Genomic DNA, 24,798 nt, shown 5'->3' on the forward strand with positions numbered 1-24,798 from the left:
AGAGGGGACGGACGTGTCGTCGATGCTGTATCGCCTGGCCAGGGCGTGTTTTCGCGCGCGCGGCAAGGTGCTCGTCGCCTGGGCCCTGATCTTCGTCCTCCTGGGCGTTCTCACCGCGACCGCCCGCGGCACCTTCGACGACGAGTTCCGCATCCCCGGGGCGTCCTCGCAGAAGGCGCTCGACCAGCTGCGCATGACGTTCCCCGAGGCCGCGGACGCCTCGGCGCTCATGGTCGTGATCGCCCCGCCCGGACGCACCATCGAGGACGCCGGCGTGCGCAGCGCCATCGAGGCCGAACTGCGCCGCATCGACGACCTCGACTTCGTCAAGGGCACTCAGTCGCCCTACTCCGAGTACGTCGACGGCCTGATCAGCAAGGACAAGTCGGCCGCGCAGATCCGCGTCCGCGTCGGCGGGACGGCCGGTGAGTTCAGCGACGCGAACCGCCAGGAGCTCAACCGCGAGGGCGCGCGACTGCAGCGCGCGCTCCCGGGTAGCGAGGTGCACCTGGGCGGCGAGGTCTACGCGGTCAACATCCCGCACGTGACCCCGATCGAGGCCCTCGGCGTCGTCGTCGCGCTGTTCGTGCTGTTCTTCACGCTCGGCTCGGTGCGGGGCGCGCTGCTCCCGGTGATGTCGGCGCTGGCCGGCGCCGGGCTGTCGATCATGCTGATCTTCATCGCCGCCGGCGTCACGCAGATCAACTCGACCACGATGATGCTGGCCCTCATGCTGGCGCTGGCGGTCGGCATCGACTACTCGCTGTTCATCCTGTCCCGGCACCGCGACCAGCTCGCCACCGGGATGGCCGCCGAGGAGTCCGCCGCCCGGGCCACGGCGACCGCGGGCTCCGCGGTGATCTTCGCGGGCTGCACGGTGATCATCGCGCTGTGCGGCCTGTCGGTGGCCGGCATCCCGTTCCTGTCGATCATGGGCATCTTCGCGGCGATCGCGGTGGCCATCGAAGTGCTGCTGGCGCTCACCCTGCTGCCGGCGATGCTCGGCTTCCTCGGCGACAAGCTGCGTCCCAAGCCCGCGAAGGCCAAGCGCCGCAAGAAGGCGCGGCGGACGGCGTCCCGGGGCGGCATCTTCGGTTGGTGGGTGCGCGTCGTGACGTCCCGCCCGATCGTGACCGCCCTGATCGTGGTGATCGGGCTGGGCTCGCTGGCGATCCCGGCGAAGGACCTGCGGATGGCGCTGCCCGACTCGGGCCAGTCGCCCCCGACGGCGCAGGACCGCGTCACGTTCGACCTCGTCAGCGAGCGATTCGGCGTGGGCTACAACGGTCCGCTCGTCATCACCGGCCAGATCGTCGAATCCACCGACCCGCTCAGCATCACCCGCGGCCTGAAGAAGGACATCGAGGCGATGGACGGCGTCCAGCTCGTCGCCGTCGCCGCGCCGAACCGCAACGCCGACACCGCGATGGTGCAGGTGATCCCCACGACCGCGCCGGACGACCCCGCCACCAAGGACCTCGTCGAGCGACTCCGCGCGAGGGCGCCCGAGTGGCGCGACCGGTACGGCGTCGACACCGCGGTCACCGGTTTCACGGCCGTCGCGATCGACGTCTCCGACCAGCTCGGCGCTGCGCTGCTACCGTTCGGCATCTTCGTCGTGGGCCTGTCGCTGGTGCTGCTGACCATCGTGTTCCGCTCGATCGCGGTGCCGATCAAGGCGGCGCTGGGCTACCTCCTGAGCGTGGGCGGCGCGTTCGGCGCCACGCAGCTGGTCTTCAACCGGGGGATCGGCAAGGAGATCATCAACCTTCCCGAGGCCGTCCCCATCATCAGCTTCCTGCCGATCGTGCTGATGGGCATCCTGTTCGGCCTGGCGATGGACTACGAGGTCTTCCTCACCTCCCGCATGCGCGAGGAGTTCGTGCACGGCAACCGCGACGGCTGGATCGAGGCGGGCTTCGTCCACACGGCCAAGGTCGTCACCGCGGCGGCCATCATCATGTTCGCGGTCTTCGCGTTCTTCGTCCCGGCGGGCGAGGGCGCCATCAAGCCCATCGCGTTCGGGCTGGCGATCGGCGTGGCGATCGACGCGTTCCTCGTCCGGATGACGCTCGGGCCGGCGATGATGAAGCTCCTGGGCAACCGCGCCTGGTACCTGCCGCCGTGGCTCGACAAGCGGCTTCCCGTGCTCGACGTCGAGGGCGAGGCGCTGGCCCACCAGCTCAGCCTCGCCGATTGGCCGGAGGCCGGGTCGACGGCGACCGTCCACGCCGAGGGCCTGGCCGCGTCCGATGACGAGGTGACGCTGCTGGCCGGCGTCGATCTGCACGTCGAGCCCGGCGAGACCGTCGTGGTCACCGGTCACTCCGCCTCCCGCGAGGCGCTGCTGCTCGCGCTGAGCGGACGCCTGCGTCTCTCGGCGGGGGAGTGCAAGGTGCTGGGCCGCGTGCTCCCGGAGGAGGCCGGTCAGGTGCGCACCGCCACCACCCTGGTGGACGCCGCGGAGCCGGCCAGCCTGGTGGGGCTGCGCGCGCCGAAGGGGCTGGTGCTCGTCCACGGCGCCGACCAGCTGGAGGGTGAGGACCGTGAACGGCTCGCCGACCTCGTCACCAACCCCGAGGGCCGCAGCGTCGTGCTCTCGGCCCCCACGGCCGTCGGCCCCCACGGCCGCCGCCGTCTCGGATCTGACGCGCCGCGGCGTCCCCGTGATCGACCTGTCGCGACGCCGCGACGACACCGAAACTCAATCCGTCGGGCGCCATCTGCTCGACGAGACTCTCGTGAGGGGAGCGTCATGACATCTCTCGACCTGCGCCGCTGGCCCTGGAGGCGGTTGCTCGCCCTGCTGCTCGCGCCGCTCCTCGTGGCGGGGACGCTCCTCGCCACGACCTGGAACTACAACAGCCGGTCGCACAAGGTGGAGGCGGCGGTCGTCAACCTCGACAAGGCCGTGCAGCTCAACGGGCGCACGGTCCCGCTCGGCCGCCAGCTCAGCGCCGCGCTCGTCGACTCCGGTCGGCAGCAGAACTTCACCTGGGTGCTGGCCGACGAGGCCAACGCCGGGGACGGGCTCGCGACCGGCCGCTACGCCGCCGCCGTGATCATCCCCGAGGACTTCTCCGCCGCCGCGACCTCCTACGCCAAGAAAGACGCCTCCGGCGCCCGCCAGGCGACGGTCCAGGTGCGCACCAGCCCGGTCACCGGCGTCGCCGACACCGCGCTCGGCCAATCCGTCGCGGACGCCGCCGCCGTCGCGTTCAACGACGAGCTGACCCGCAGCTATCTCGAGAACGTCTACCTCGGCTTCAACGAGCAGGCCCAGCAGCTCGTCTCCGTCGCCGACGGCGCCCGGCAGTTGGCCGACGGATCGGCCAAACTCAGCGACGGCGTCTCCCAGGCCGCCCAGGGTTCCGGCCGCCTCGCCGACGGCCTGGACGCCGCGGCCACCGGCGGCGAGCAGCTGTCGGCCAACTCCGGCAAGCTCACGTCGGGCGCACAGCAGCTGGCGGACGGCCTCGGCCAGATGAAGGCGAAGACGCAGGGCATGCCGGTCCAGATCGGCAAGCTCGCGGACGGTGCCGACCAGGTCGCCGGCGGCACCCGGCAGCTCGCGGACGGTGCCGGCAAGCTGAAGGCCGGGGCGGCCCAGTTCTCGTCCGGCGCGACGACGTGGGCCGACGGCGCGGACAAGTTCGGCGCGGGCGCGCGCACCTACTCCGACGGGGTCGGCCAGTACGTCGGCGGCGTGAAGCAGCTCGCCGGCGGCGCCGATCAGCTCGAGAAGGGGGTCGCCACCTACACCGGCGGCGTCAGCCAATACGTCGGCGGCGTGAACCAGCTGCTCGACCCGGTCATCTCGCTGGTGTCGGGCCTGCCCGACCTCTCCGCCCTCATGCCCCAGCTGCGCCAGTTCGCCCAGGACCTGCCCCAGACCGCGACGCGCATCAACGACGCCGTGCAGCGGCTCGCCCCGCAGCTGAAGGAGCTCGTCCGCCGCATCGGCCAGGTGCAGGCCGGAGCCACGACGCTGGACGCGGAGGCGTCCGCCCACGTCGCCTCGGTGCGCAGGCTCGCCGGAGGCACGGGGATCGCCTGCCCGGAGTCGCTGAAGTCCGTCGAGGGCGGCTGCGCGGCCTTCGCCCAGGGGGTCAAGGCCGCCGGCAGCAAGGCGCTGGACGACGCGAAGGCGGTGGCGTCCCGGGCCGAGGCCGTCCGCCGGCAGAGCGACCAGCTCGACCTGACCGCCGACGACATGATCGCCCTCATCGACCAGGTGCAGAAGGCGTCCGCGGACTTCGCCAAGAACGCCACCGCCTACCGCGCCCAGATCTTGCGGTTCACCGACAACACCGACCTGCCGGCGAACCAGGGCCAGCTCGTGAGCCAGCTGCGCCAGCTGCGCGACGGCGGCACCCGGCTCGCCCAGGGCGGCGCCCAGCTGCGCGACGGCGCGACGAAGCTGTCCGACGGCGCCGACCGGCTCGCCGCCAACGGGGACCGACTCACCAGCGGAGCCGATCAGCTCGCCACCGGCGCCTCGGCGCTCTCGGTCGGGGCGCGCAAGCTCGCCTCCGGTGCGGGCCAGCTCACCGGCGGGATCGACGGGCTCGCCGCGGGCGCCTCGAAGCTCGCGGACGGCTCGGGCCAGGTCGCTGGGGGCGTCAGGCAGCTCGCCGACGGGCTGCCCGCGCTGACCGACGGCGTCGGGCGCCTCGCCGACGGCGCCGGCCAGCTCTCGTCCGGCCTCGGGGCCTACACCGGCGGTGTCGACCAGCTCGCCACCGGCGTCCGCAGCGCGTCCACGGGCGCCGACAAGCTGGCCGATGGCCTCGGCGACGCGGCCGGCGGGGCGTCTCAGCTGGCCAAGGGCACCGACAAGCTCGCCGACGGGCTGGCGTCCGGCGCGAAGCAGGTGCCGACGTACACCAAGGCCGAGCGGGAGAACCTCGCGAAGGTCGTCTCGGAGCCGCTGGCCCGCAGCAGCCTCGACTCGCTGGTCACGCCGCAGCTGGCGCTGGCGTCCCTGCTGCTTCTGCTGGCGCTGTGGATCGGCGCGGGCGCGTCCGCGGTGACGCTGGGCCGCTCGCGGCGTGAGCTCGCCTACAGCAGCGACTCCACCGGACGCCTGCTCGCACGCAGCCTCGTCCCCGCGGTCGCGGTGACGACTGCTCAGGCGCTGCTGCTCGCCGTGGTCGGCCAGGTCGCGCTGCGCTACTCGTTCGCGCAGATCGTGCCGCTGACGCTGTTGCTGGTGCTGGCCGGGGTGGTGTTCACGCTCGTCAACCACGCACTTGTCGCGTGGTTCGGCAGGGGCGGCCTGCTGGTCTCGCTTGCGATGCTGCTGGTGACGCTCGCGACGACCCTCACCTACGCGGCGCCCGGCGTGCTGGACGGCCTGCGCGCGCTGTCCCCGCTCACCCCGGCGGTCACGGCGTTCCGGCAGCTGGTGACGGGGCTGCCCGCCGCGCTGTCGATGCTGGGGCTGGTCGGCTGGGGGCTGGTCTCGGCGCTGGCCGGCTACGCCGCGCTCGCGCGGTCGCGGACGGTGTCGCTGGGCCGGGTCGCCGCGAAGAACGCGGTCTAGGCCGGCGGCTTCTCGCCCTCGGTGTCGGTCGGCTGGGCCCGCTTGGCGGCGGCGCGCAGCGCGACCGCGCGGGCGTAGTCGGCCTGCGTCGGCATGCCGTAGGCGCGGGCGGTGCTGTCGTGCAGTTCCAGGACGTAGCGCTGGAGGCGTCCGGAGAACTGCCGGGCCATCTCGCCGGGCTGCGCCTTCATCGGCCGCCCGAAGACGATATGGACGTCCGGGCGTCCCGAAACGGGCACGCTCGCCGTGGACGGCATCGCGGCGTAGGTGCCGACCAGCGCGATCGGCAGCACCTGCACGTCGTGCTGGATCGACAGCGCCGCGACGCCCGGCTTGAAGTGCGCCATCGCGCCCGTGCGGCTCCGGGTGCCCTCGGGGTAGATCAGGAGCGGGACGCCCTCCTCCAGCAGCCGTCCCGACATGCCCCGGTGGGCGCGCATGCCGCCGCGGTCGATCGGGTAGGCGTTGAAGAACAGGCGGGTGCCGAACGACTTGATCTTCTGGGTGAAGAAGTAGTCGGCCGCGGCGCCGGCGGAGAGGTTCTTCGACAGTCGCCGGGGGAGCGCGCCGAAGATCAGGGTCGTGTCCAGGTGCGAGGAGTGGTTGGCGATCGCGATGAACGGCGTCTTCACCGAGCCGAGGTGCCGACGCCCGTGCACGTGCACCGTGAGGGCCGACCAGATGTACGGCTTCATGATCAGGTGCTGGGCGATCAGCCGGCCGAAGCGGGGTCCTCGCGCCGAGTAGCGGCCAAGATCTTCGTCGCTCACGTGGTCGCTCCTTGTCGCTGGACTGCCCTCATCAAACCCGGACGGTTCATTGTGCCCCGTTCGCTTGTCGGGTGGGGGCTTCAGGCCCGGCTACGGGTCAACATGCGTGAAATGAATCGGATCGTCCCGCGCGGCAGATGCCGCAGGCCATGGTAGGCGAGCTTCCACAAGGGATTCGGCACCGAGATGACCCGGCCCTTCGCGGCGTCCGCCAGCGCGTTGGCGGCGAGCGTGTCGGCCTTCACCCACAGGAAGCCGGGGATCGCGGAGGTCTTGATGTCGGCCCGCTCGTGGAACTCGGTGGTGACCCAGCCCGGCTGCAGCCCCGTGACGGTCACGCCCGAGCCGTGCAGTTCGGTGGCCAGCGCCTCGGAGTACACGTTCGCGTACGCCTTGACCGTCGAGTAGCCGCCTGCGGTGAGGTGCCCCGACAGCGACCCGACGTTGATGATCGTCCCGCGCCCGCGCGCCTTCATGGCGCGGCCCGCGGCGCCGCCCAGCACCACCGGCGCCAGCCCCATGACGTCGAGCGCGCGCTCCTGCTCGGCGTAGTCGGCGTCCAGCAGGCTCGACGACATGCCGAAACCTGCGTTGTTGACCAGCAGGTCGACCGGACGCGCGGCGTCCTCGAGGCGGGCGGCGACCCTGTCGACGTCCTCGCGAACGCTCAAGTCGGCGCGGATCGTCTCGACGCTGATGCCGTACGCGGCGGGTAGGTCGGACGCCAACGCAGCGAGGCGTTCTTCGTCGCGGGCGACCAAGATCAGGTCGTCGCCCCGCTTCGCCAACTGCCGGGCGAACGCGGCACCGATCCCGGCGGTCCCGCCGGTCACCAGAGCACAAGTCACGTCGGCCAGCCTAGCGGGCGGCGATCGCCACCCGCACCGCCGTCTTCACCGCCTCCGCGGGCCGCTCGATGGCGCCCGGCAGGTGCACGAACCCGACGGGGACGCCGCTTCCCGCCAGCGTGCGCAGGGCGGTGTAGAGGACCGTGTTGCAGACGAATTCGCCGGCGGAGTCGGACGGCTCCGCGTCGAACCCGGCCTCGCGAAGGGCGGCGACGATCTCGTCGTTCGGGAGCGTGGCGGGGACCTTCGCGGGGCCGCCGTCCTCGACGGCCGTGCCGCGCGGCTGGGCGCCGGCATTGTCGGGGACGCGGGCGTCCTGGACGTTGTGCCCCCACCGCTCCGGCGTCACGGCCGTCCGGTTCGCGGCTACGCCGAAGCTCAGCCACAGGTCGGGGCGGACGTCGGCGGCCAGCTGCTGCAGGCGCCGGCGCGCCCGCTCGAACTCGACGGGGAGGATCTCGACGACCAGGCGCACGCCGGGGTCGGTGTAGAGCGACATCCCGGCTTCGAGGACGCCCTCGCGCGCCGGATTGCACTCGACCCCGCTGAAGGGACCGAAGCCGGTCAGCACCACGGTCGGCACGACGTCAGCCCTGCTCGACGACGGCCTTCACCTCGCGTGCCATCTGCAGCTCCTCGTTGGTCGGCACGACGAGCACCGTGACGGGGGAGCCCTGCGCAGAGATGCTGTGGGGTTCCTTGTTGCGCTCGGCGTTAGCGTCCTCGTCGAGGGTGACGCCGAGGGCCGTCAGCCGGGCGCACACGTCGCGGCGGACGGTGGCGGAGTTCTCGCCGACGCCCGCGGTGAACGTGATGACGTCGACACCGCCCAGGATCGCGATGTACGCGCCGATGTAGTGCACCAGGCGGTGGATGTAGACGTCCCAGGCGACGCGGGCTTTCTCGTCCCCGCCGTCGACGGCCGCCTCGACATCGCGCATGTCGGACGCCCCGGCCAGGCCGAGCATGCCGGACTTCTTGTTGAGCAAGGTGTCGATGTCGTCGACGCTGAGGCCTTCGCGGTTCAGGTAGAAGATGAGGCCCGGGTCGACGTCGCCGGAGCGCGTGCCCATCACGAGGCCCTCCAGCGGGGTGAGGCCCATCGAGGTGTCGACGACGTGGCCGCGATCGATCGCGGACATCGACGCGCCGTTGCCGAGGTGGCAGACGATCTGCTTGAGGTCGGAGTAGTCACGGCCGAGGAACTCCGCGGCAGCGTGGCTGACGAAGTTGTGCGAGGTCCCGTGGAAGCCGTAGCGACGCACCTTGTGCTGCTCGGCGACGTCGGCGTCGAGGGCATAGGTGTAGGCCTCGGCGGGCAGGTCCGCGAAGAACGCGGTGTCGAAGATCGCGACGTGCGGGACGTCCGGGAGCGCCTTCTGGGCGGCCCGGATGCCCGCGATGCCGGGCGGGTTGTGCAGCGGGGCCAGCGGGGAGAGCTCTTCGAGCGCCTGCACGACGCTGTCGTCGATGAGGCAGGCGGAGCTGAAGCGGTCGCCGCCGTGGACGGCGCGGTGGCCGACGGCCCGCACGTTGGACAGGGCGGGACCGTGGGCGTCGAACATCGCGGCCATCTGCTCCAGCGCGACGGTGTGGTCGGGCATCGGGCTGACGTCGTCGAACGACTCGCCGCCCACCTCGTGCTCGATGGTGGCCTCGTCCGAACCGATGCGCTGGATGAGGCCCTTGGCGAGGACCTCTTCGTCGTCCGCGTCGATGACCTGGTACTTGATGGACGAGGAGCCTGCGTTCAGCAGCAGCACGGGCTTGCTCATGGTGATCTCCTAACAGACGGCGGTCTAGCTCTGCTGGGCCTGGATCGCGGTGATGGCGATGGTGTTGACGATGTCTTCGACCAGAGCGCCGCGGGAGAGATCGTTGACCGGCTTGTTCAGGCCCTGGAGGACCGGGCCGATGGCGACGGCGCCCGCCGAGCGCTGGACGGCCTTGTACGTGTTGTTGCCGGTGTTCAGGTCGGGGAAGATGAACACGCTCGCCTGGCCGGCGACCTCGGAGCCGGGCATCTTCTTGCTGCCGACGGCCGGGTCGACGGCCGCGTCGAACTGGATCGGGCCCTCGACCTTCAGGTCGGGACGGCGCTCTCGCACCAGCTTGGTGGCCTCGCGCACCTTGTCGACGTCGGCGCCGGAGCCGGACTCGCCGGTGGAGTACGACAGCATGGCCACGCGCGGTTCGATGTCGAACGCGGCGGCGGTGTCGGCGCAGCCGATCGCGATGTCGGCCAGCTGCTGGGCATTCGGGTCGGGGTTGACCGCGCAGTCGCCGTAGACGTGGACCCGGTCGGCCATGCACATCAGGAACGACGAACTGACCACCTCGACGCCCGGCTTCATCTTGATGAACTCCAGGCTCGGACGGATGGTGTTCGCGGTGGTGTTGGCCGCACCCGAGACCATGCCGTGGGCCATCCCCATGTGCACCATCATCGTGCCGAAGTAGGACGGGTCCGCCATCTTCTCCCTCGCCTGCTCGATCGTGACGCCCTTCTTGGCGCGCAGGCGGGCGTACTCGGCGGAGAACCGGTCGAGGAGCTCGGGGTCGTCCGTGGAGAAGATCTCGGCGCCGTTCAGCGTCAGCCCCAGCTGGACGGCCCGGTTCTTGATGGTGGTGGCGTCGCCGAGCAGCATGATGCCGGCGGTGCCGCGGCGCAGCACGACGGACGCGGCCTCGAGGATGCGGTCGTCGGACGACTCGGGCAGGACGATCGTGCGCTGGTTGCGCCGCGCCATCTCGTTGAGCTGATACTCGAACATCACCGGCGTGCGGACGTCCGCCGGCGGCAGCGCCAGCGTGGCCAGCAGCTTCTCGGTGTCGACGCCCTCGCTGAAGACCCGGCGGGCGACCTCGATCTTGCGCGGCGAGCTGACCTTCGTGCCCTCCAGGTGGAACAGCCGGGACGCCGTGGTGTAGGTGCCCAGGTTCGTCACCGCGATGGGCAACTCGTGGTGCACCGTGTTCATCAGCTGCTGCACCGAGCGGGGGATCTCGTAGCCGCCGACGAGGATGAGCCCCGCCAGCGCGGGGAACGCGCCGGAGGAGTGCGCCAGCAGGATGCCGGGAATCATCTCGGCGCGGTCGGCGGCGAGGATGACGGTCGCCTCCTCGAACAGCCTGTCGAGGACGTTCGGCAGCGTCATCCCCGCGACCAGGACGCCCTGGCTCTCGCGGAGGAGCTGCTCGGGGCGTCCGCTCAGCAGCTGCGCCTCGGCGGACTCGAACTGGGCGCCCAGGCTCGGCGCGGGCAGGATCGGGTCGGCCGCGATCGCGGCGGTGACCGTGTCGGGGAATCCGGCCTCGAGCTCGTCGCGGACCGCCTGCAGGTCGGGCTGCTCGACCCGGGTGGCGATGACGGCGACGGTCTTCGCGTGGTGCCGGTTGAGCTCGGCCATCGCGTTCTCGGCCATCGTCCGCACCTCCTGCGCGGAGCGGCCGCCCCGGGCCGAGACCGTGAGCGCGACGGGAGCGTTCAGGTTGGCGGCGATCTGGCCGTTCACGGCGAGCTCGGTGGCGCGGGTCGCGTCCGGGAAGTCGGAGCCGATGATGATGATCGCGTCGAAGGCGTTCTTGATGGCGCCGTACCGGTCGACGATGGTCGTCATGGCCTCGTCGGGGTTGGCGCGGTACTGCTCGTACGTCACGCCGAACGTCTGGTGGTAGCGCTGGTTGACGCCGGGCTGGTTGATGAGGGTCTCGATCAGGCTGTCGCGCTCGCGTCCGCTGCGGATGAGCGGGCGGAACACGCCGATGGACGAGACTTCGCGCGTGAGCGAGTCGATGATGCCGAGGGCGACGATCGACTCGCCGGTCTGAGCTTCGGGTGCAGCGACGTAGATGCTCCGGGTCACGCCCTCAGGCTATCGGTGCAGCGAGACGTTGGCGCAACCAATCGATGTCAGCTCGGTGCTGGGCGGCGTCCCCGGGGGTCTCCAGGATGACGGGCGCACCCGCCGACCGGACGACGTCGACGAGGCCGTCCGGATCGCACTGACCCTGCCCGAGGCTCGTGTGCCGGTCGGCGCCGGAGCCGTTGGCGTCCCGGGAGTCGTTGAGGTGGATCAGGTCGATGCGCCCGGTGACCGCTCGCACCCGCTCGACGACTCCGGTCAGGTCGGCGCCGGCGGCGTGGGCGTGGCACGTGTCGAGGCAGAAGCCGACCATGTCGGCGCCCTTGGCCGCCTGGACGGCCGCCCACAGCCGGTCGATGTTCTCCAGCTGTCGGGCCGGCGCGTTGTCGCCGCCGGCGGTGTTCTCGATGAGCACCGGAACCTCGGCCTTCAGGCCGTCGATCGCCTTGCGCCAGTTGTCGAAGCCGGCGTCCAGGTCGCCGTCCTTGCCCATCTGACCGCCGTGCACGATGACGCCCAGCGCGCCGAGCTCGGCGGCGGCGGTGACGTGCTGTTGCAGCAGCTTGCGGCTGGGGATGCGCACCCGGTTGTTCCCCGTGGCGACGTTGATGACGTAGGGGGCGTGGACGTAGAGGCCGATCCCGGCGGCGCGGGCGTCCTCGCGGAGGGCCGCGATGCCACCCTCGTACGTCAGCGCCGGGCCCTTGTAGCTCTGCGGGTTGCCCAGAAAGATCTGCGCGATCGTGGTGCCGCGGTCGGTCGCCTCGGTGATCGCATCGCTCTGCTCGACGTGCGCGCCGATGATGAGGTCGTTCATCGCAGTCCTCCCAACACCTCGACGGCGGCGTCGACGTCGTCGAGCGGCACCAGCAGGTGGTCGTGGTAGTAGCCGGCCAGGACGTTGCACGACAGCCCGACGCGGGCCAGGGCCTGCGCGACGACCGCGGTGACGCCGACGGCGTCCAGCGAGGTATGGATCATCAGCGTGATCCAGCCGAAGACGCCGTCGTAGGGCAGGCCGGCTTCCTCGGCGGCGGCGCGGCTCAGCACGAGGGTCTCGCCCTCGTCCTCAACGATGCGGGCGTCGGCGTCCACGTCCAGCGGTGTGGTCGAGGTGACGACGACGTATTCACCGGGACGCACGTGCGGCCGCAGCGACCCGAGGATCTCGTGCAAGTCGGTCAATCCTGGCATGGGGCTCAGTGTAGGAGTGCGGGGTCGGGGCGCGCCGCCGCGTCCGAGGCGGTCAAGGCCATCCCCTTCCCTTAGGCGTACCCGGTGCGCGCCGGGCGCCCGATAGTCTGAGGAGTGGTCACCCATGACCTTGCGAAGGGACGTCACCGTGGATCGAGCTCACCTGGCCGTGCGACTGCACGAGGCCGTCGCCCGCCACGCGGAGCGTCCCGCGCTGCGTATCCGGGAGGGCGACCACTGGCGGGTGCACACGTTCGCCGAGTTCGGCGCGGCCGCGCGCGCTCTCGCCGCCCACCTCATCGACCACGGCGTCCGGGCCGGCGACCGCGTGGCGGTGTTCTCGGCGAACCGACCCGAGTGGTCGATCGTCGACCTGGCCTGCCTGAGCGTCCGCGCCGTGCCCGTCCCCGTGTATCCGACGAGCACGCCCGACCAGGTGCGGCACATCCTGGCGGACTCGGGCTGCGTCTGGCTGTTCTGCGAGGGACGTAGCGAGCTGGAGCGCGTCCAGCTGGTGTGGGGCGAGCTGCCCGACCTGCTCCGCGCGGTGACGCTCGACGACCCTGACGAGGACGCCCCGGCCGACGACCGGGTGACGTCCCTGAGCGCGTTGCTGGCGCAGCCGAGCGACGAGGCGTCCGCGGCAGAGGTCGATCGGCGGCTGGAGGAGGCGTCCGGGGACGACCTGGCGTCGATCATCTACACCTCCGGCACCACCGGGGACCCGCGCGGGGCGATGCTGGCGCACGAGGCCTTCGCCTTCGAGATGGACGCCTTGGAGGAGTTCTTCCCGCTGACGCCGGACGACTCGTCGCTGTGCTTTCTGCCGCTCAGCCACGCCCTCGAGCGGGCCTGGACGTACTACGTCCTCGTGCACGGCTGCCTCAACACCTACGTGCGCTCGGCGGCAACGGTGGCCGAGCAACTCGTGCTGGCCAAGCCGACGTTGATGGTCAGCGTGCCGCGGCTCTACGAAAAGGTCATCGCCACGGCGCGGGAGCGGGTGGCGTCCTCGCCGGTGAAGCAGCGCATCTTCGACTGGGCGCTGCGCGTCGGGGCGGCCTGCCAGTCCGCCTACCGGGCCGGACGGCGTCCGTCGTTGTTCTGGCGCGCCCAGCTCCCGGTCGCCGACAAGCTGGTGTTCTCCTCGATCCGGGACGCCCTCGGCGGCCCCAAGACCGTCATGGCCTGCGGGGGAGCGCCGCTCCGCCCGGAGGTCGAGGAGTTCTTCAGCGCCTGCGGGATGCTCCTGTGCCAGGGCTACGGGCTGACCGAGGCGTCCCCGCTGGTGACGTTCAACTCTCCGGACGCCTTCCGCTTCGGCACCGCGGGCCGGGTCGTCGTCGGCGGCGAGCTGCGCATCGGCGACGAGGACGAGATCTACTACCGCGGGCCCAACGTCATGCGCGGTTACTGGAACGACCCCGAACGCACCGCCGAGGCCATCGACGAGGACGGCTGGCTCCATACCGGCGATGTCGGGCACCTCGACGACCGGGGGTTCCTCGTGATCACCGATCGCATCAAGGACCTCATCGTCACCAGCAACGGCAAGAACATCGCGCCCGGCCCCATCGAGGGGATCCTGCTGACCGATCCGCTGTTCGAGCACGCGGTGATCCTCGGCAACAACCGGCCCTACCTGACGCTGCTGGTCTCGCCGTCGGCCCCGCACCTGGAGGCGCTGGCCAAGCAACTGCAGATCGCCTGGCAGGATCGGAGCGAGCTGCTGACCAACCAGGCGATCCTCGACGAGCTGCGTGGTCGAATCCGAGAGAAGACCGCCAAGCTCGCCCACCATGAACAGATCGGTGACCTGCGGCTCATGCTGGAGAGCATCTCGATGGACAACGGCCTACTCACCCCGACGCTGAAGGTGAAGCGCCGCGAGGTGGAGAAGCGGTTCAAGGCGCTGATCGACGAGATGTACGTCAAGGCGAGCCGTCCCAAGCAGGACGCCGTCGGGCGCTGAGCACTCCAGGGGAGCCGGCGGGGGACCGGTTCATGATTGGCGCCAGGGTGTCGCCCCACGGTAAAGTGAATCCTTGGCTGCGTCCCACCCGGGAACGGCAGTCGGCATTACGCCCTCCTGCCATGGGAGATGCCCATGGCCGCACAGACCAGAGGAGGTGGAGTTCGCGTATGCGCAAGTACGAAATCATGATCATCGTCAGCCCTGACGTCGACGACCGCCAGGTGAACGGCGAGATCGAGCGGCCGTTCGAGGCCTTCAAGAAGGCCGGTGGCACCGTGGACAACGTGGACGTCTGGGGCCGTCGTCGCCTCGCCTACGACATCCAGAAGAAGTCCGAGGGGATCTACGCCGTGCTCGGCGTCACCGCCGAGCCCGCGGTCGTCAGCGAGCTGAACCGTCAGTACACGCTGAACGAGCGGGTCATGCGCACCAAGGTCATCCGACCCGACCTGCACGCCTGAGCCGAAAACTGTCGGCCCCTGCTGGCAGAGTTCGGGTCGTCACCCAAGAATCCGATTCTGGAGAGAAGTCATGGCAGGCGAAACCATCATCACCCTCGTCGGCAACCTGACCGCCGACCCCGAGTTGCGCTTCACCCCGTCCGGTGCGCCGGTCGCGAACTTCACGGTCGCGTCCACGCCCCGCCAGTTCGATCGTCAGACGAACGAGTGGAAGGACGGCGACGCGATGTTCATCAACTGCTCGGTGTGGCGCCAGGCCGCTGAGAACGTGGCCGAGTCCCTCACCAAGGGCATGCGGGTCATCGTGCAGGGTCGGCTGAAGAGCCGCTCCTACGAGACGCGCGAGGGGGAGCGTCGCACGGTCTTCGAGATCGACGTCGACGAGATCGGTCCCGCCCTGAAGTACGCCTCGGCCAAGGTCACCCGTAACCAGTCGGGGTCCGGCGGCGGCTACTCCGGTGGTCAGTCCTCCGGCGGCAACTGGGGTGGCAACCAGAACAACAACAACTGGGGCGGCCAGGGCGGCAACGCCGGCGGCGGCTTCAACTCCGGCGGCGGAAACAACGCCGGGGGTTCCTACGGGCAAGACAACCGCTCCGGCGGCAACGACCCGTGGGCGTCGGCCCAAAGCGAAGAACCGCCGTTCTGATCGCGTCCCCACTCACCAAGAACTGTCATTCCGGCATGCGCCGGGCTCTATGAAGAAAGAAGAGCACCACAATGGCCTCACCACGTAAGCCTTCGAACAAGAAGAAGATCGCGCCCGCGAAGTCCATTCGCGTCGGCAAGATCGACTACAAGGACACCGCCACCCTGCGGCGGTTCATTTCCGAGCGCGGCAAGATCCGTGCCCGCCGCGTCACCGGGCTGTCCGTCCAGGAGCAGCGCAAGGTCGCCATCGCGATCAAGAACGCGCGCGAGCTCGCCCTGCTGCCCTACGTGTCGACCGCGCGCTGAGAAAGGAGATTCAGATGAAGCTCATTCTGACCGCTCCGGTCGAGAAGCTCGGCGTGCCGGGCGATGTCGTCGAGGTGAAGGACGGCTACGGGCGCAACTTCCTGCTGCCTCGCGGCGACGCCATCCGGTGGACCCGCGGCGCCGAGAAGCAGATCGAGGGCATCCAGCGGGCGCGCGATGCCCGTGAGATTCGCGGCCACGAGCACGCGCTCCAGGTTCGCGAGCAGCTCGAGGCTCTCGACGTGACCCTGCCGGCCCGCGCAGGCGAGGGCGGCAAGCTGTTCGGCGCCGTGACCGCGTCCGACGTCGTCGCCGCGATCCGCACTGCCAACGGCCCCGCCGTCGACCGTCGCTCGATCGAGATCGACAAGCCGATCCGCACCGTGGGTTCCCACACCGTGGGCATCAAGCTCACCGACGGCGTCATCGCTCACATCAAGGTGAACGTCGCCGCCGCCTGAGTCGCACTCGACCCAGATCGAGGGCCGGTCCGTCGTCACGACGGGCCGGCCCTCGTCGCGTCTCCCGGGCGCCTCCCGCACCACCGACGAGGGGGGTCGCCGGAGCGGCTCCAGGAATCTCGCGATGCTCCAGGCAGTTCGGTGGAGGGGAGTCAGAACAGATCGAGCCGGCTCTTCAGGCCCAGTTTGGCCAAGATGTTCCCCACGTGCGTCTTCACCGTCGGTAATCCCACCACCAATGAGTCGGAGATCTCTTGGTTGGAACGACGCTCCAGCATCAACGCCAATACGTCCCGCTCGCGCGGGGTGAGGTGCTGGCCGGGGTCGAACTCTTCCAGCGTCGGCTGGCGGCGGCTCGTGCGCCAGATTCGCTCCCCTGACGCCGTGCGCACTGCGGCGTCCGCCAGCGTCTCGGCGCTCGCCGCCTTGTGCAGGAAGCTGTCGGCACCGGCGAGGTAAGCGCTCGTGGCCTCGGCGGCATCGTCGGTGGCGGTGTAGATCAGCACCCCCGGGCGCGGGTCGAGGCCGACGATCTCCCGGCACAGAGCCGTGCCCATGAGAGCGCCCTCGAGCCGGAGCGGCAAGACGACCAGATCCGGAGCCAGCGAACGCGCACACTGCAGCGCGCAGGCATAGGTGGCGCATTCCCCCACGATCCGCAGTTGATCGGTGGCGGCGAGCACCGTCCGGATGCCCATCAGGACCACCGGATGGTCTTCTACGAGCAAGACGCGCGCCTCCACGAGGCGACCATACGACCTTCGACTTCCCGGTGCACATGGGCGCCGGGCGCGCCTTGACTAGCAACTTCATCCTCCGGGGATGATCTGGGCGCCACTGGGGACTGCTTAGATGCCTCCAACCGATGACACGTCGAAGTGTCCAGATTGTAAGGATTCGAGCCAAGATGTCCGCAGACAGCGTGTTGGTCGTCGGAGCGGGATCGGTCGGGGCAACAATCGCTTGGCAGTTGGCCAAGAACGGGCGCCCCGTGACGGTGGTGGATTCCGGCGACGGTCCAGGCGCTGGCTGCTCATACGCCAACGCCGGTCTCTTGTCCCCTGAGCACGTCGAGGCCATGGCCAACCCGCGCAACGTCGCGCTCGGTGTCCAACACCTGCTGGACGCCGACGGGCCCTTCCGTCTGCATGCGCGCCCCTCGCTCGCGCCGTGGCTGGTGTCGTTCGCGTGGGCATCCCGGCCCAGACATGCGGCGCGGGCCACCCAGCGCCTGCGAGAGATGGCACATCGCAGCGTCGCCCTGCACTTGGGCTACGTCGAGGAGGGCGTCCCCACCGGCTGCCACATCACCGGGTCGGTGGATCGTCTTCCCGACGGCACGGAGGTGCTCAACCCCGGCGACGCCACCTGCAACACGTTTGACTACGTCACATCGATGCTGGACGCCGCAACCGCGGCCGGCGCCGAGGTCCGGTGGAACACCACTGTGGAGGAGCTTCGCCCCGATGGACGCCGCATCACCGAGGTGGGGATTGACGGCGAGTCGCTCCGTCCGGTTGACGTGGTCCTCGCGGCGGGTCTGGGCTCGACTCGCCTGGCCGGCCGGGTGGGTGTGCGGCTGCCGATGCAGGGCGCGGCCGGCTATGTCATCGACTTGGAGCGCGGCCCCAACGACCCGCCACAACCGGTCCGCCTCGTCGAACACAAGGTTGTGGTCACCCCGTTCCGCGACCGCGAGCGACTCGCCTGGCCGGCCGGGTGGGTGTGCGGCTGCCGATGCAGGGCGCGGCCGGCTATGTCATCGACTTGGAGCGCGGCCCCAACGACCCGCCACAACCGGTCCGCCTCGTCGAACACAAGGTTGTGGTCACCCCGTTCCGCGACCGCATCCGCGTCTGCGGCACCCTCGACCTGGGCGGCCCACAGGGCATCCAGCAGCACCGCGTCGCGGCCGTCAGGGAGGCCGCCCGCGCCGAACTGCCCGAACTCGCTTGGGACCATGAGTTCGAGGTGTGGCGAGGTGACCGCCCCAGCACCAGCGACGGCGCGCCGGTGATCGGGCGCCCGAACGCTCTGGACAACCTCGTGGTCGCCACCGGCCACGGCATGTGGGGCCTGGTGCTGGCCCCGATCACCGCCGATTGGGTGCTCCGCGACATCATCAACGGCGGAAATCCTTACGATCCCCTGTTCTCCCCGGACCGCTTCCAGCTCCCGTTCCCCCGCTCCATCCGCGGAAGGTTGACCCGATGACTGACCACACACCACCGACCCCCCACGCCGCGGCTGCACCCGATAACCCCACCAGCACCGAGGCCAATGTCTACGACATGACGGTCTCCCCCGGCAGGGCGAGGTTGCTCAACGTCTTGGCGCTCATCGGCCTGGCCGTCAGCGCCGTGGCTGGATTCCTGACCGAGCCGCCCACCTTGTGGGGGTTGCTGCCCATCGTGCTCTATGCGGCACTGGCGCTGCTCGGCATGGAAATTAATGTGGCGACCGTCGTCGCACTGTTGTCGGGTGTGCTCATCCTGCAACCAACGCCGGTCGCGTTCGGCAAGCTCATGGGCGACGGCATGGCTGACTCGATCACCATGATCGGCCTGATCATCATGCTCGGCGCGGGGGTGGGTGAAGTGCTGCTCGCGACGGGTGTGGCCACCACGATCGTCCACGCTGTCATGCGCGTGATGGGTGACAAGAACCCGATCGCGGTTATCTACGGCCTCATGCTCGCCCCGCTCATCCTCGTCGCCGGGCTTGGCACCCTCGCCGGCGCGCTGGCGATCTCGGCCCCCATCCTCCTGCCAATCGCCGCCCGCTTGGGTTACACCCGCTCGGCCACCGCGGCCATGCTCTTCCTCGGCGGTTGCGCCGGCCTGGCTCTTGCACCCTTCGCTGGCTCCAACGTCGCGATCATGGACGCCGCGGGCGCTGGCTACCTCGACTACCTCATACACGGCGCCGGACCGCTGGCGATCCTGTCGCTAGCGCTGGGGCCGTTCGTCGTGAAGTTCATCCAGAAGCGTACGGAAGGCATCCCCGAGGAACAGTACGAGGCGTCCTTGCGCGAGGTCGACGAGGTTGAGGCGCCCAAGCACGCCAGACGTGCCACGGTGGTGTTCGTCGTAGTGCTGCTCGCCAGCGTCATCTACGCCACGATCGCGTCGGCGGGCACGAGCTTCCCGCTGGTTGCATTGCCGGCCATCGGCATCGCGGTGGGCCTTGCCGGACGCCTCTCCGTGCCGGAGATCGCCAAGTTGATCTACCGCGGTGCGGCGAAGCTGGTGTCGATCTTTGTGCTGTTCTGGCTGCTGGCCGGCCTGTTCATCATCATCGAGAAGCTGGCCCCCTTCGAGATCATCCTGAAGACCTACGAGACCTCGCTGTCGGCCACCTCCCCGTTCGTGTTCGCCATCATCGTGGCTCTCATCGGCTGGGTGGGCATCCCCGGCGCGACGGCGGCGCAGGTCGTCCTGCTGCATAAGGTCTTCGGCCCACTGAGCGAGGCGATCGGCGTCCCGATGCCCACCTGGATCGTCGTGTTGCTGTTCGCGTCCAAGACCGACACCTACGGGCCGTTCCCCAATGGAAACATGATCGGTGCGATGGGCCTAGCCCAATCGAAGAACCTGCGCAACATGCTCATCACAGGTTGGATGGTCCTGATCCCAGCGACGCTGATGTATCTGATTCTGGCTTTCTTCCAGACTCGCTGAGGCCGACGACAAGGAGTACCCATGGATTTCGCCATCAATGACGTCGAACTCATCGATGGAACCGGTGCACCCCGGCGGCGCGCGCACGTCTGCATCCGGGATGGCCGCATCGCCCAGATCGCCGAGGAGCCGCTGGAGGGCACCGACGTGGTCGACGGGCACGGGCTGGTGCTCGCGCCCGGCTTCATCGACCTGCACTCCCACGCCGACTTCGCGATGCAGGCAACCCCGGATGCCTCCACTCAGCTCGCTCAAGGCGTCACCACCCTCATCACGGGCAATTGCGGGCACTCACCTTTCCCCGTCAAGGACGTCGCGGCACTACGGGACGCCTCGTCATTTCTGCGCCCGCAGATGGACTGGTCGTGGACCGATCTGAGCGGCTATGCCGATCGTATGGACGCCCTGCCGCCCGGGGTGAACCTCGGGCTGCAGGTCGGGCACGGCGCCCTGCGGATCGCCGCGATGGGCCACGACCGGCGGCCGCCGAACGACGACGAGTTGGCCACCATGTGTCGCCTGCTGGCGGAGGCTGCCGACCAAGGCGCGGTGGGATTCTCCACCGGGTTGATCTATGCACCCGGCTCGTACGCGCGCCCTGATGAGGTGCATGCGTTGGCGTCCGTAGCCGCCTCCAAGGGCCTCCTGTACTCCACCCACATGCGCGACGAACGGTCCCACGTGCGGGAGGCCGTCGATGAGGCCATCGAGACGGCGCGGCGCAGCGGGGTGCGGTTGGAGATCTCGCACATCAAGGCCATGGGGCCGGGCAACCACGGCCTGGTGCCGGACATCTTGGAGCGGATCGACGCGGCGCGCGCCGAGGGGTTGGACGTCGCGGCCGACGTCTACCCGTACACCGCCTCCTCGACGACGCTGACCTCTCGTCTGCCGGACTGGGCCATGGAGGGCGGCGCGCAGGCTCTGTTGAGGCGGCTGGATGATGGTGCGACGCGGACGAGGGTCCGCGCCGAACTCCAAGCCAGCTTCGGGCCGAACGTCGACCCGGACGGGATCGTGCTGGTCAACATGCCGCAGGGGCGCTTCAGTGAGTATCTGGGACGGTCGCTCACCGACATCGCTGCGGCCACCCACTCGACCCCCGCCGATGTGACTCTGGACGTGCTGGCCGATCACCAGGCCACTGTGGCGATCGTCAACCACGCCATGGCGGAGTCCGATCTCGAGGCGGCGTTGGCCCACCCGTACGTGTCGGTGGCCTCCGACGGCTGGGTGCTCAGCGTCGAAGGCGACGGAGTCCCGCATCCGCGTAGTTTCGGGACGTTTGCCCGCGTCCTCGCCCGCTACGTCCGTGAGCGCGGGCTGTTGAGCCTGGAGGAGGGCGTGCGGCGCATGACAGGGCTGCCGGCATCACGACTGAAGTGGGACGACCGGGGCGTAGTTGCGACGGGGGCTATCGCCGACCTTGTCCTGTTCGATCCCGAGCACATCGCTGATCTGTCGACGTTCGCCGAGCCGTGGGCATTGGCCACCGGGGTCGAGCGTGTTTGGTTGAGTGGACGTCCTGCTTGGAAGGCCGGGGAGGCGCTCACCCCGCGGCAGGGGCATATCGTACGGGCGCCATCGGACCACTGAGAGCGAGGGAAACCCGACCAAGCTTTCTGGACGGATGTTGGGCGGTGACATGCGCCCGACGCGCAGAACTGTCGCTGGACGAGGCTGCTGTGGGTTGTCAGCAACGGCTTGTGACCGCATTCGCGGCGGCAGATCCTGGCCAGCCCGTCGGCGGACGTCAGTCGCGCCGCCCATCGGGGGCCACACAAGACCCCCTTCCCGAGCCGCAGTTCGTCGTGGACCCGTGGCGTCCCATGCGAGCCGCGTGACATGTGATGGCGGGCACGAACGTGACACTCAGCTGCCGCTCGGCGGCCTGATCACCAGCCATTCCCCGTAGCCCGAGCGGATATCCCCAAATCCCGGGACGTCCCCGTGACCGGGAACCTGGCCCAAGCAAGCTCACGTACGCGCCGAAACACATGGGAGGACGTCCTTCCGGGCGAAGTAGGCGCTCGCAGGCGCCGGCTCGCTCTGGGTGGCCAGGTCATGGCCTCCATGCCGAGCTTCCAGCGGTTTCGCGGCCGCGGGCTGATCGATCTCCGCGGTGCATCGGCGCCGGCGCTAATCCCAGCGCGGCGCCCGGCCCTTTCGCGGTGTCCGGCCCTGAAGTGAGCAATCCCGATGCCAGCTTGGCGGCGCTCAAGCGGGCATCGGATGAGTGAGTGACGAGGGGGCGAGGAGTGCCGGACAAACCGGATCGTCGAGCGCTGCCGAAGTCAGGCAATGGCGAATTGACCAGACGGCCCGGCTCTACGGCCGCCGCCGGACCAGGGCGCGCCTACTCCGTCGGGACTTTGTTCGCCGACTGTGTTGAGTGATCCCACGTGGTGGGCGCGGATGTGGAGCACGGCGTGTGGGTCGAGGAGGCCGTCGCCGTCTACGGAGGGGTCTGGCCTCGAGGGAAGCCGCGGGGGTCGTGGCAGGCACCCCGGCCCGGGGCTCGGGCGTTACCCGGACCGTCCCGGCGGCGGTCACGAGGTAGCGATAACCCAGCGGCGAGCGCCACGCGAACAGTCCGGGCTCGGGCTGCTCGAGGAGCCAGCCGCCGTGGGTCTTCGCGCGGTGGGTGAACCGGGACAACGGGCCGAGGTTGTCGGGACGCGTCTTGCCCGCCCCGGTCTTGTGCTGGTGATCGAAGGGGCGGGTGTGATCGAGGTCACAGCGCCGAGACGGCGTCGTCGCGAACGGAAACACGTCGACCGGGTTGCGCTGCTCGACGGCGAAGCGCGTCGCGTCCGGAACCTCGTAGCAGTCGACCGGCGACACCGTGGCTCCCGTCACCATGGGGCGGACGGTGACGCGACAGCCGCGCAGCAGGCGTCCGAGGTGATCGGTGAGAAGAGGACCCCAGCCCTCGACCCGCGCGACCGGGTCGAGGACGCACCCGCGGGCAGCGTCCGGGGCGCGCACCTCGACCACGAGGGTCGCCTGGCGCGGTGGAACCACCACCGACGTCGGCTCGCCGTCGGCGCCCATCGGCAAGGTGTGCTGGCCGATCGCCTGGCGGGCGAGGACCCCGACCGCGGCGGCGCGGCGAGCGTCCTTGTCGCCGTCCCCCAGGGTGCCGGCGAGCGACTCCAGCGCGTAGTCGAGGGCCAGCCCGTCGCTCGCGTCCAGCCTTCCGGACACATCGCAGTGCCCGTCGTGGATGCCGTGCACGTCGAGGCGGCGGGTTCGCGCGGCGTCAGCGGCCCGCTGCGCGGCGAGCGCGGGGTCGGCCCGGACGATCCACTCGGAGAGCCGGCCCATCACGCGGCCCCAGGGCTGCAGGGCGAGCGCCTGGGCACACCAGCCGTCGACGACGGCGCACGCGTCGGCGGGGAGCCCGGCGTTCGCGCAGTCGCGCGCGACGAGCAGGGCGTGCCACACCCGCACCGAGCCGGTGACGACGAACTGGAAAAGACGAGGGTGCCGGTGGCGGAGGTTCAGGGCGTCCCGCACCTGGCTCGCCGCGGCGGCGAGCCCGATGCCGGCGAGGGCGGCAATCTCCGCGATGACGAACTCGGCGATGCGCGGCGTACCGTCGGCGCCGCCCTGCACCCACCGCTCGGCGCCCTGCATGACCGCGGCCTCGTCGACGTGCTTGCGATCACACATGTCGAGCAGCGCAAGCAGCGCCGCGGCCTCCGCCGCCCGCGCCTGATCAAGGGCGTAGGCGTAACCGGCCGCCGCGTCGGCGTAGCTTGCCAGTTCGATTCCCATACCCACAGAATAATCGAACACTCTGACAATTTCCGCACGAAGCCTGACTCTGTTGATAAGTTCGCCGCGCAACGTTTGGGCGTGTCGCGGCATGATCGTGAAGTCGTGATGAGGTCTGGTGCGCACCTGTCGGCTGATGACCAACAGCCCGTTCTCCATCGCGGCCCGATGGGGGTTGTGCGCGGCGAGGTGAGGTCCCTGGGGTTGCTGACCTGCGGCTGAGGGCTGCTGATGGAGGATGTCGGCCAGTGCGAAGTCGTCCGGGATGGGTCACCCATGGTTGACGCCGGGGGGCGCATGAAGGCGGGAGGCCGGAGGCGGGTCCAGCCAGGAAATCGGCAGGACGTCGCTTAGTCTGAGGCAATGCGGACCGCTCAGTCTGATCGTGGATCGTCACAGGGGATCGAGCCGCGCCAGCGCCTCGTCGGCCTCGCCGTCATCGTCGTGGCGGCCGTCATCATCGGCCTGCTTGTCGCTTTCCTGCGCCCGCAGCCGCAGAAGCCTGGGGGGCCGGTCGTTCCGGCTTCCCCCGGGGCAGCGGCTCAAGAGGCGACACCGACTCCGACCCCGACGCCGACCTCGTCGATCCCGGAGCAGGCTCGCACGTCGGTGTGGACGTCCGACACCCCCGCGACCGGCAAATACACCGCCAACACGCTCACGGCCGGCCCTGCTCGCCCGGCCCGCTCGACCCACGACTATGTGGTCAAGCTCGAGACGTCCCTCACCGACCTCGACGTCAACGCGGTGGCCGAGCAGATCAACAAGGCCCTCAACGACGAGCGGAGCTGGATCGGCTACGGCAAGGACAACTTCAAGCTGGTCGACAAGGAGGGCAAGGGCGTCCTCACGATCTACCTCGTCTCCTCGAAGACCGTCGACAAGCTCTGCGCCCCGCTGGACACCGGCGGAAAGTGGAACTGCCGCGCCGGCAACCGCGTGATCCTGAACGCCGACCGCTGGCGCTACATGACGCCGACCTACGACAACCTGGACGACTACCGCGCGTACATGGTCAACCACGAGGTCGGTCACTTCCTCGGCAACGGGCACGTCACCTGCCCGACGAAGGGCGGCCGCGCTCCCGTGATGATGCAGCAGAGCATCAGCTTGGGCGGCTGTCAGCCCAACGCGTGGCCCCGGACGTCCGACTGACGCCTGGTCCGCCGGCACGCCAGGGGGACATAATGAAGGTCTCGACCTGGGGGGATGGAGAGAGGGCTGAGCGCGAGGGTGAAGCAGCTGGCGCTGCGCTCCGCGC

At 69.8% G+C, this 24,798-nt stretch carries 19 protein-coding genes and 1 pseudogene; 11 read left to right on the forward strand and 9 right to left on the reverse strand.

Annotation, left to right across the window (positions count from 1 at the left end; genetic code table 11):
- Positions 1-22 precede the first annotated feature (22 nt).
- On the forward strand, positions 23-5,545 hold the full coding sequence (locus BN1187_RS05405) for a YhgE/Pip family protein (protein ID WP_235750620.1): 5,523 nt from the start codon (positions 23-25) through the stop codon (positions 5,543-5,545).
- On the opposite strand, the gene BN1187_RS05410 is transcribed toward BN1187_RS05405, so the two are convergent.
- From BN1187_RS05410 to BN1187_RS05440, 7 genes are all read right to left on the reverse strand, one after another.
- Positions 5,542-6,315 carry a lysophospholipid acyltransferase family protein gene (locus tag BN1187_RS05410; protein WP_052462319.1) on the reverse strand — a complete coding sequence of 258 codons (774 nt, stop codon included), beginning with the start codon at positions 6,313-6,315 and terminating at the stop codon, positions 5,542-5,544. The genes BN1187_RS05405 and BN1187_RS05410 overlap by 4 nt on opposite strands.
- Positions 6,316-6,395: 80 nt before the next feature.
- Complete coding sequence (locus BN1187_RS05415) at positions 6,396-7,163, reverse strand: SDR family NAD(P)-dependent oxidoreductase (RefSeq protein ID WP_040159384.1); 768 nt, start codon at positions 7,161-7,163, stop codon at positions 6,396-6,398.
- A 10-nt stretch (positions 7,164-7,173) separates the two neighbouring features.
- Complete coding sequence (locus tag BN1187_RS05420) at positions 7,174-7,746, reverse strand: pyroglutamyl-peptidase I (RefSeq protein WP_052462320.1); 573 nt, start codon at positions 7,744-7,746, stop codon at positions 7,174-7,176.
- Positions 7,747-7,750: 4 nt separating this feature from the next.
- Positions 7,751-8,938 carry an acetate/propionate family kinase gene (locus BN1187_RS05425; RefSeq protein ID WP_040159386.1) on the reverse strand — a complete coding sequence of 396 codons (1,188 nt, stop codon included), beginning with the start codon at positions 8,936-8,938 and terminating at the stop codon, positions 7,751-7,753.
- Positions 8,939-8,962: 24 nt separating this feature from the next.
- The gene (gene pta / locus BN1187_RS05430; protein ID WP_040159388.1) at positions 8,963-11,029 is read right to left on the reverse strand and encodes a phosphate acetyltransferase; all 2,067 of its coding nucleotides are present in this window, start codon (positions 11,027-11,029) and stop codon (positions 8,963-8,965) included.
- A 4-nt stretch (positions 11,030-11,033) separates the two neighbouring features.
- A complete protein-coding gene (locus tag BN1187_RS05435; protein WP_040159390.1) occupies positions 11,034-11,846 on the reverse strand; it encodes a deoxyribonuclease IV in 813 nt (270 codons plus the stop codon).
- The gene (locus tag BN1187_RS05440; protein ID WP_040159392.1) at positions 11,843-12,223 is read right to left on the reverse strand and encodes an ACT domain-containing protein; all 381 of its coding nucleotides are present in this window, start codon (positions 12,221-12,223) and stop codon (positions 11,843-11,845) included. Before BN1187_RS05440 ends, BN1187_RS05435 begins: the two co-directional genes overlap by 4 nt.
- Positions 12,224-12,347: 124 nt before the next feature.
- Between BN1187_RS05440 and BN1187_RS05445 the strand changes: the two genes are divergently transcribed.
- From BN1187_RS05445 to rplI, 5 genes are all read left to right on the forward strand, one after another.
- Complete coding sequence (locus BN1187_RS05445; RefSeq protein ID WP_052462321.1) at positions 12,348-14,195, forward strand: AMP-dependent synthetase/ligase; 1,848 nt, start codon at positions 12,348-12,350, stop codon at positions 14,193-14,195.
- 170 nt (positions 14,196-14,365) lie between these two features.
- On the forward strand, positions 14,366-14,659 hold the full coding sequence (gene rpsF / locus BN1187_RS05450; protein WP_040159395.1) for a 30S ribosomal protein S6: 294 nt from the start codon (positions 14,366-14,368) through the stop codon (positions 14,657-14,659).
- A 70-nt stretch (positions 14,660-14,729) separates the two neighbouring features.
- Positions 14,730-15,308 carry a single-stranded DNA-binding protein gene (locus tag BN1187_RS05455; RefSeq protein WP_040159397.1) on the forward strand — a complete coding sequence of 193 codons (579 nt, stop codon included), beginning with the start codon at positions 14,730-14,732 and terminating at the stop codon, positions 15,306-15,308.
- A 71-nt stretch (positions 15,309-15,379) separates the two neighbouring features.
- Complete coding sequence (gene rpsR, locus BN1187_RS05460) at positions 15,380-15,616, forward strand: 30S ribosomal protein S18 (protein ID WP_040159399.1); 237 nt, start codon at positions 15,380-15,382, stop codon at positions 15,614-15,616.
- A gap of 14 nt (positions 15,617-15,630) precedes the next feature.
- A complete protein-coding gene (gene rplI, locus BN1187_RS05465) occupies positions 15,631-16,077 on the forward strand; it encodes a 50S ribosomal protein L9 (protein WP_040159401.1) in 447 nt (148 codons plus the stop codon).
- A 152-nt stretch (positions 16,078-16,229) separates the two neighbouring features.
- Here rplI and BN1187_RS05470 read toward each other — a convergent pair whose 3' ends face one another.
- On the reverse strand, positions 16,230-16,820 hold the full coding sequence (locus BN1187_RS05470) for a response regulator (RefSeq protein WP_052462322.1): 591 nt from the start codon (positions 16,818-16,820) through the stop codon (positions 16,230-16,232).
- Positions 16,821-16,984: 164 nt separating this feature from the next.
- Here BN1187_RS05470 and BN1187_RS15175 point away from each other — a divergent pair.
- The 4 genes and pseudogenes from BN1187_RS15175 to BN1187_RS05490 form a co-directional block, all read left to right on the forward strand.
- Positions 16,985-17,644: pseudogene (locus tag BN1187_RS15175) on the forward strand (NAD(P)/FAD-dependent oxidoreductase); the annotation flags it as partial.
- A gap of 152 nt (positions 17,645-17,796) precedes the next feature.
- Entirely contained in the window at positions 17,797-18,291 is a 495-nt protein-coding gene (locus tag BN1187_RS14975; RefSeq protein ID WP_261795263.1) for an NAD(P)/FAD-dependent oxidoreductase, read from the forward strand.
- A complete protein-coding gene (locus tag BN1187_RS05485) occupies positions 18,288-19,757 on the forward strand; it encodes a Na+/H+ antiporter NhaC family protein (protein ID WP_218184571.1) in 1,470 nt (489 codons plus the stop codon). Before BN1187_RS14975 ends, BN1187_RS05485 begins: the two co-directional genes overlap by 4 nt.
- A 21-nt stretch (positions 19,758-19,778) precedes the next feature.
- Entirely contained in the window at positions 19,779-21,353 is a 1,575-nt protein-coding gene (locus BN1187_RS05490) for an N-acyl-D-amino-acid deacylase family protein (RefSeq protein ID WP_040159403.1), read from the forward strand.
- Between the two features lie 732 nt (positions 21,354-22,085).
- On the opposite strand, the gene BN1187_RS05495 is transcribed toward BN1187_RS05490, so the two are convergent.
- Positions 22,086-23,537 carry a DUF222 domain-containing protein gene (locus tag BN1187_RS05495; RefSeq protein WP_040159405.1) on the reverse strand — a complete coding sequence of 484 codons (1,452 nt, stop codon included), beginning with the start codon at positions 23,535-23,537 and terminating at the stop codon, positions 22,086-22,088.
- 363 nt (positions 23,538-23,900) lie between these two features.
- Between BN1187_RS05495 and BN1187_RS05500 the strand changes: the two genes are divergently transcribed.
- Positions 23,901-24,692, forward strand: a complete 792-nt coding sequence (locus tag BN1187_RS05500; RefSeq protein ID WP_052462324.1) for a DUF3152 domain-containing protein — start codon at positions 23,901-23,903, stop codon at positions 24,690-24,692.
- Positions 24,693-24,798 lie beyond the last annotated feature (106 nt).

Origin of the sequence: Nigerium massiliense, from assembly GCF_000826085.1 — a bacterium.
GTDB lineage: Bacteria > Actinomycetota > Actinomycetes > Propionibacteriales > Propionibacteriaceae > Propioniciclava > Propioniciclava massiliense.

Bases quoted from the DNA above. Each gene is read 5' to 3' on its own strand.
- BN1187_RS05495 (WP_040159405.1), bottom strand. From the start codon at position 23,537: ATGGGAATCGAACTGGCAAGCTACGCCGACGCGGCGGCCGGTTACGCC.
- BN1187_RS05425 (WP_040159386.1), bottom strand. From the start codon at position 8,938: ATGAGCAAGCCCGTGCTGCTGCTGAACGCAGGCTCCTCGTCCATCAAG.
- BN1187_RS05455 (WP_040159397.1), top strand. From the start codon at position 14,730: ATGGCAGGCGAAACCATCATCACCCTCGTCGGCAACCTGACCGCCGAC.
- BN1187_RS05500 (WP_052462324.1), top strand. From the start codon at position 23,901: ATGCGGACCGCTCAGTCTGATCGTGGATCGTCACAGGGGATCGAGCCG.
- BN1187_RS05490 (WP_040159403.1), top strand. From the start codon at position 19,779: ATGGATTTCGCCATCAATGACGTCGAACTCATCGATGGAACCGGTGCA.
- BN1187_RS05445 (WP_052462321.1), top strand. From the start codon at position 12,348: ATGACCTTGCGAAGGGACGTCACCGTGGATCGAGCTCACCTGGCCGTG.
- BN1187_RS05405 (WP_235750620.1), top strand. From the start codon at position 23: ATGCTGTATCGCCTGGCCAGGGCGTGTTTTCGCGCGCGCGGCAAGGTG.
- rplI (WP_040159401.1), top strand. From the start codon at position 15,631: ATGAAGCTCATTCTGACCGCTCCGGTCGAGAAGCTCGGCGTGCCGGGC.
- rpsR (WP_040159399.1), top strand. From the start codon at position 15,380: ATGGCCTCACCACGTAAGCCTTCGAACAAGAAGAAGATCGCGCCCGCG.
- rpsF (WP_040159395.1), top strand. From the start codon at position 14,366: ATGCGCAAGTACGAAATCATGATCATCGTCAGCCCTGACGTCGACGAC.
- BN1187_RS05435 (WP_040159390.1), bottom strand. From the start codon at position 11,846: ATGAACGACCTCATCATCGGCGCGCACGTCGAGCAGAGCGATGCGATC.
- BN1187_RS05485 (WP_218184571.1), top strand. From the start codon at position 18,288: ATGACTGACCACACACCACCGACCCCCCACGCCGCGGCTGCACCCGAT.
- BN1187_RS05440 (WP_040159392.1), bottom strand. From the start codon at position 12,223: ATGCCAGGATTGACCGACTTGCACGAGATCCTCGGGTCGCTGCGGCCG.